Origin of the sequence: Pseudomonas sp. MD195_PC81_125 (assembly GCF_014060985.1) — a bacterium.
In the GTDB taxonomy this organism is placed as follows: Bacteria; Pseudomonadota; Gammaproteobacteria; order Pseudomonadales; family Pseudomonadaceae; genus Aquipseudomonas; species Aquipseudomonas parakoreensis.
The window spans coordinates 1-5,174 of sequence record NZ_JABULD010000089.1 but is presented as its reverse complement, the minus strand read 5'-3'; the positions used below and the strand labels follow the sequence as shown (position 1 = coordinate 5,174).

Here is a 5,174-nt window from a genome sequence, read left to right as displayed (position 1 = left end):
CGGCGCGGTCGCTGGCGGTGGTTCATCGCCGGGCACGCTCGGCTGCGCCGGTTGCGGCTGTGGTTCGGCCGGCGGCGGGGTGTTCTTCTGCTTGAGCAGGTTTTCCACCAGGGCCTTGTTGGTCAGCGCCGGGCGCAAATCCGGTTGCAGTTCCAGCGCTTGCTCGTAGGCATCAATCGCCGCTTCCAGCTCGCCACTTTTCGCCAGCGCATTGCCTCGATTGTAGTGGGCGCGGGCGTCGCTGCCTTCGGCGAAACGCTGAGCGGCGCCACTGTAATCGCCGGCTTCATACAACGCCAGCCCTTGCCACTGGTGATCTTCAAAGTGTTCGGCGGCCTCGGCCGGGCGCTTCTGCTTGAGCAAGTGCAAACCCTGTTGGTCAGGACGCAGCCACAGGTCTTCGAAGTCGAAAGCGTAGCTCGGCTGCGGCAAGCACAGCAGCAGCGGCAGGCAGAATAACCAGCCACGCCGTCCAGCACACGCGGCGAGCAGCAACAGCGGCAACAACAGCCAGTAGCCCTGATCGGCCCAGGTGTCCAGGCGCACAGTCTGACCATCGTTGCGCAGGCTGCGCGGGCCATCGAGCAGGCCGAGGGCGCGCAAGTCGGATTCGTCCAGACGCGCGCTGTGGTATTCACCGCCGACGCTGGCGAGGAACGCGCCGAGGCCCGGGCTGTCGAGCTGCGGCACGCGAATCGCGCCTTGTTCATCCTTGAGGAAACTGCCGTCCTCCTGAGCGATGGGCGCGCCTTCAGCGGTGCCGATGCCGAGCATCAATAGTTGTGCTGACTGCTCGCCGAGGGCTCGACGAATACCTTGGCGTTCTTCCTCGGTCAGCGAAGAACCGATCAGCAGAATTCGCCCCTGACCGAGTGCGCCTTGCTTGAGCAAGGCCAGTGCCTTGCTTATGCCGAGATCAGCGCGATGGCCGCTTTCCGGCATCAGCGACGGTTTGAGCGCGTCGAGCAGATTGCGACTGGTCGCCAGGTCATCCGACAGCGGCACCAACGTGTGCGCGCTGCCGGCGTAGACGACGATCGCGGTCTGCGCATCGCTGCGCGCCTGCAACAGGTCGAACAGCTTGCGCCGGGCCTGTTCCAGTCGCGTTGGCGGTGAGTCGGTGGCGAGCATTTCCGGGGTCAGCTCCAGAACGACGACCAGCGGGTCGGCGGGTTTCTGGCTGGTCTGTTCGACGCGTTCCCAACTGGGGCCGAGCAGGGCGACGAGGGTCAGCAGCCACGCCACGCCGAGGGCGACCCACGGCAGCTTGCTGGCGCGGCCATTGCCGCCGCTTAGCAGCGTCGCGTGGAACGCCGGCGGCAGAATCATCTGCCAGCGTCCGGCGCGTTTCTGCCGGTGCCAGAGTTGCCAGATCAGCCAGCCGAGCAGCGGCAGGAGCAGCAGCCACCAGGGGCGGAACCAGTGCGGCCAGAGCGCGATCATCGGCGCTCCGCAAACGCAGGCGCTTGAGACGCTCACGCCAGTCAGGCAACGGACTTTGCAGATACAGCTCCTTGGTAAACAGGCGTTGCAGCGGGTTATCCGGCCACAATTCGCGGGCGACCAGCAACAGACTCAGCAGCAGGGCAAAGGCCAGCGGCCACTGATACAAGGCTTGTGCCGGGCGCGCCTGGGTCGGTTGCTGGGTCACCGGTTCGAGTTGATCGAGGGTGTCCCGGATCGCTTGCAGCTCTTTGCCGTCGCGGGCGCGGAAGTATTGGCCGCCCGTGGCGTTGGCGATGGCCTCGAGGGCCGGCTCGTCGAGGTCCAGGCTCGGATTGACCCCGAGCAGCCCGGTGCTGCCACTGTCTTCGGGGTCGGCGCCGATACCGATCGGGTAGATTTTCACCCCTTCGCTGGCGGCCAGTTTTTGCTGCGGTCAACGGATCGATTTCGCCACCGTTGTTGGCACCGTCGGTGACCAGAATCAACACCCGGCTTTGCGCCGGACGCAGGCGCAGACGCTTGAGCGCCAGACCGATCGCGTCGCCGATGGCGGTGTTCTTGCCGGCAATGCCGATGCGCGCTTCATCAAGCCACACGCGCACGGTGTGGCGGTCAAACGTCAGCGGTGCCTGCAGGTACGCCTGACTGCCGAACAGGATCAGACCGACGCGGTCGCCATCACGGCTTTCGAGGAAATCACCGAGCAGATGCTGGACCAGCGACAAGCGGCTGACGTCTTCGTCCTGCCACTGCATGTCGGGAAAATCCATCGAACCGGACACGTCCACCGCCACCAGCAGATCACGGCCGCTGGCGGCAATCGGCAATGGTTCGCCGAGCCATTGCGGGCGGGCGGCGGCGCTCAGCAATAATAGCCACAGCAACAGAAACGGCGCCTGCTGGCGCCACGCCGGCAGGTTGGCGCGGGCCCGGCGACGGGCGAGGCCTTCGAGGTCCGAGAGAAAACTGACGCGCAAGGCCGGCTCGCCGCTGTCGGCCACCGGCAACACCAGACGCATCAGCCACGGCAGCGGCAGCAGCACGAAGATCCACGGCCAGGCGAACTCAAACATGCTTGCGAATCCAGGTGTCGACGGCTTGGGTCAGGCCGGCGATGGCTTTGTCGTCGAGTTTGCATTCCGGTTTGTAGGCGCCTTCGACCAGCACCATCCAGCGCGTCAGACCGGCCGCCGGGCAGCGGTTGTCGAGGAACGCCAGCCATTTGCGGCCATTGAGGGTGTGGCTCTGGCTGTAAGGGTAGTGGTTGCGGCACAGGCGTTTGAGCAGGCCGTTGAGCTGCTGCAGCCAGGCCCCGGCCGGTGCGCCGTCGTAGGGTTTGGGCATTTGTGCCAGTTCGGCCAGCGCGGCGATGCGCACCGGATCGAGCGGTTGTTCGGCGCGTACGATAGGGCGTTTCTTGACCGGAATGAACCGGCGCAAACGCCACGCCGCGAACCCGAGCAGCGGCAGCAATAACAGTAGCAGCCACCAGCCCGGCGCTGGCGGCCAAAAGTCGATCGGCGGTGGCGAAATCAGCGGTTGCAGTTGCTCGAGGCCGTTCATCGACTGCTCCCCGGGCGCTGCGGATTGAGGAACTCGCGCATCTGCTCGACCATTTCGCTTTGCGTGCTCAATGGCATCAGCAGCACCCGCAGTTTTTGCGCGAGCAATTCCCAGCGGGCGATACGGGCTTCGGCCTGAGCGCGATAGGTCTGGCGCAGCTCGAAATTCAGCGTGTCGAGCTCCAGTTGTGCGCCCCTTTCCGCGAATCTGAGCAGCCCGGCGGCGGGCAGGGCGTGGTCCAGTGGATCGGACAGCGGCAGCATCAGCAGGTCGCAATGGCGCGCCAGCAGGCTCAGTTGCTGCTCGGCGCTGTCGGTCAGCGCGCGCTCGTCACAGATGACGATCACCAGACTGCCCGGGCGCAACACTTCGCGCGCCCGGCGCAGCGCCACGCCGAGGGCGTCGCGGTCCGGCTCGCGTTCGCTGTGCAGCGACTGATTGACCTTGACCAGGCGATTGAGCAGTTGCAGCAGGCTCTGCTTGCTGCGGCGCGGTTTGATTTCGTAATGCTCGTTGTCGCCGAACACCAGCCCGCCAACCCGGTCATTGTGCCCCAGCGCGGCCCAGCCGATCAGCGCCGCCGCTTGCGCCGCCAGCACTGACTTGAACATCAGCCCGGAGCCGAAAAACAGCCGCGTGCTTTGCTCGACCATGATGAAAATCGGTCGTTCGCGCTCCTCGTGGAACAGCTTGGTGTGCGGCTCCTGGGTGCGCGCGGTCACGCGCCAGTCGATGGTGCGCACATCGTCGCCGGCCTGATACACCCGCACCTGATCGAAGTCGACCCCGCGTCCGCGAAATTTCGAGTGATGCAGGCCGATCAGCGGGCTGCGCTGACTTGGCGTGGAAAACAACTGCACTTCGCGCACACGGTGACGCATCTCGATCAGGTCGGTGAGGCTGATGCGGATGCCCGGTTCGGACGGCAGGGGGGCGTTCATGGGGGTCAAGCGACGGCTACGACGTCGAGAATCCGCTGCACCACCCGATCCTGATCGATGCCGGCGGCTTCGGCTTCAAACGACAGAATGATGCGGTGACGCAACACGTCGAACAGCACCGCCTGAATGTCTTCCGGGCTGACGAAATCGCGACCCGCCAGCCAGGCGTGAGCCCGGGCGCAACGGTCGAGGGCAATAGAGCCGCGCGGGCTGGCGCCGTAGGCGATCCACTCGGCCATTTCCGGGTCGAACTTGGCCGGGGTGCGCGTGGCCATGACCAGTTGCACCAGGTATTCCTCTACGGCGTCAGCCATGTACAGACCGAGGATTTCCTTGCGCGCGGCGAAGATCGCTTGTTGGCTGACCCGGCGTTCAGGCTTGGTTTCGCCGTTGAGCGCTTCACCACGGGCCTGCTGAAGGATCCGGCGTTCGACGGCGGCGTCCGGGAAACCGATCTTGACGTGCATCAGGAAGCGGTCGAGCTGAGCCTCCGGCAGCGGATAGGTGCCTTCCTGCTCGATCGGGTTCTGCGTGGCCATCACCAGAAAAAGTGGTGACAGTTCATACGTGCTGCGCCCGACGCTGACCTGCCGTTCAGCCATGGCTTCGAGCAGCGCCGATTGCACCTTGGCCGGGGCCCGGTTGATTTCGTCCGCCAACACCAGGTTGTGGAAGATCGGCCCTTGCTGGAACACGAAACTGCCGGTTTCCGGGCGATAGATCTCGGTGCCGGTAATGTCGGCCGGCAGCAGATCGGGAGTGAACTGGATGCGATGGAACTGGGCTTCGATGCCCTCGGCGAGTTCTTTGATCGCTTTGGTCTTGGCCAGACCCGGAGCGCCCTCGACCAGCATGTGGCCGTCGGCGAGCAGGGCGATGAGCAAACGCTCGATGAGTTTTTCCTGGCCGAGAATCTGCGTTGAAAGAAAGGTTCGCAGCGCCAGCAGCGCTTCACGATGTTCCATCGGTGACTGTTCCTGGAAAGGGTGGCCCCAGGCGTTCGGATAACGCCGGGGCTGGGGGCGTTACTTTAATCCATCGAGGGGGGTGGCGACTAACGGGCATTTTGCGCAAAGTGCGGGAAATGACCGGGGGATTTGTTGGAATTTTGTAGCAGGGGAGTGGTGAGGTGGCAGTTCTGGCCCCATCGCTGGCAAGCCAGCTCCCACAGGTATCAGCGGTGCGAATGCGATTTATGCAACACATCGCTCTCTGTGGGAGCTG

At 64.6% G+C, this 5,174-nt stretch carries 4 protein-coding genes and 1 pseudogene; all 5 read right to left on the bottom strand.

Annotated elements, in window-relative coordinates; genetic code table 11:
• A partial coding sequence (locus HT737_RS03815; protein ID WP_306287166.1) for a tetratricopeptide repeat protein occupies positions 1–1,443 on the bottom strand: 1,443 nt, incomplete at its 3' end.
• Between the two features lie 7 nt (positions 1,444–1,450).
• A pseudogene (locus HT737_RS03810) lies at positions 1,451–2,519 on the bottom strand (VWA domain-containing protein); the annotation flags it as partial.
• A complete protein-coding gene (locus tag HT737_RS03805) occupies positions 2,512–3,009 on the bottom strand; it encodes a DUF4381 domain-containing protein (protein ID WP_047293910.1) in 498 nt (165 codons plus the stop codon). The pseudogene HT737_RS03810 and the gene HT737_RS03805, both read right to left, overlap by 8 nt.
• On the bottom strand, positions 3,006–3,950 hold the full coding sequence (locus HT737_RS03800) for a DUF58 domain-containing protein (protein WP_047293911.1): 945 nt from the start codon (positions 3,948–3,950) through the stop codon (positions 3,006–3,008). The genes HT737_RS03805 and HT737_RS03800 overlap by 4 nt, the downstream gene beginning before the upstream one ends.
• 5 nt (positions 3,951–3,955) lie before the next feature.
• Complete coding sequence (locus tag HT737_RS03795) at positions 3,956–4,915, bottom strand: MoxR family ATPase (RefSeq protein WP_003218556.1); 960 nt, start codon at positions 4,913–4,915, stop codon at positions 3,956–3,958.
• Positions 4,916–5,174 lie beyond the last annotated feature (259 nt).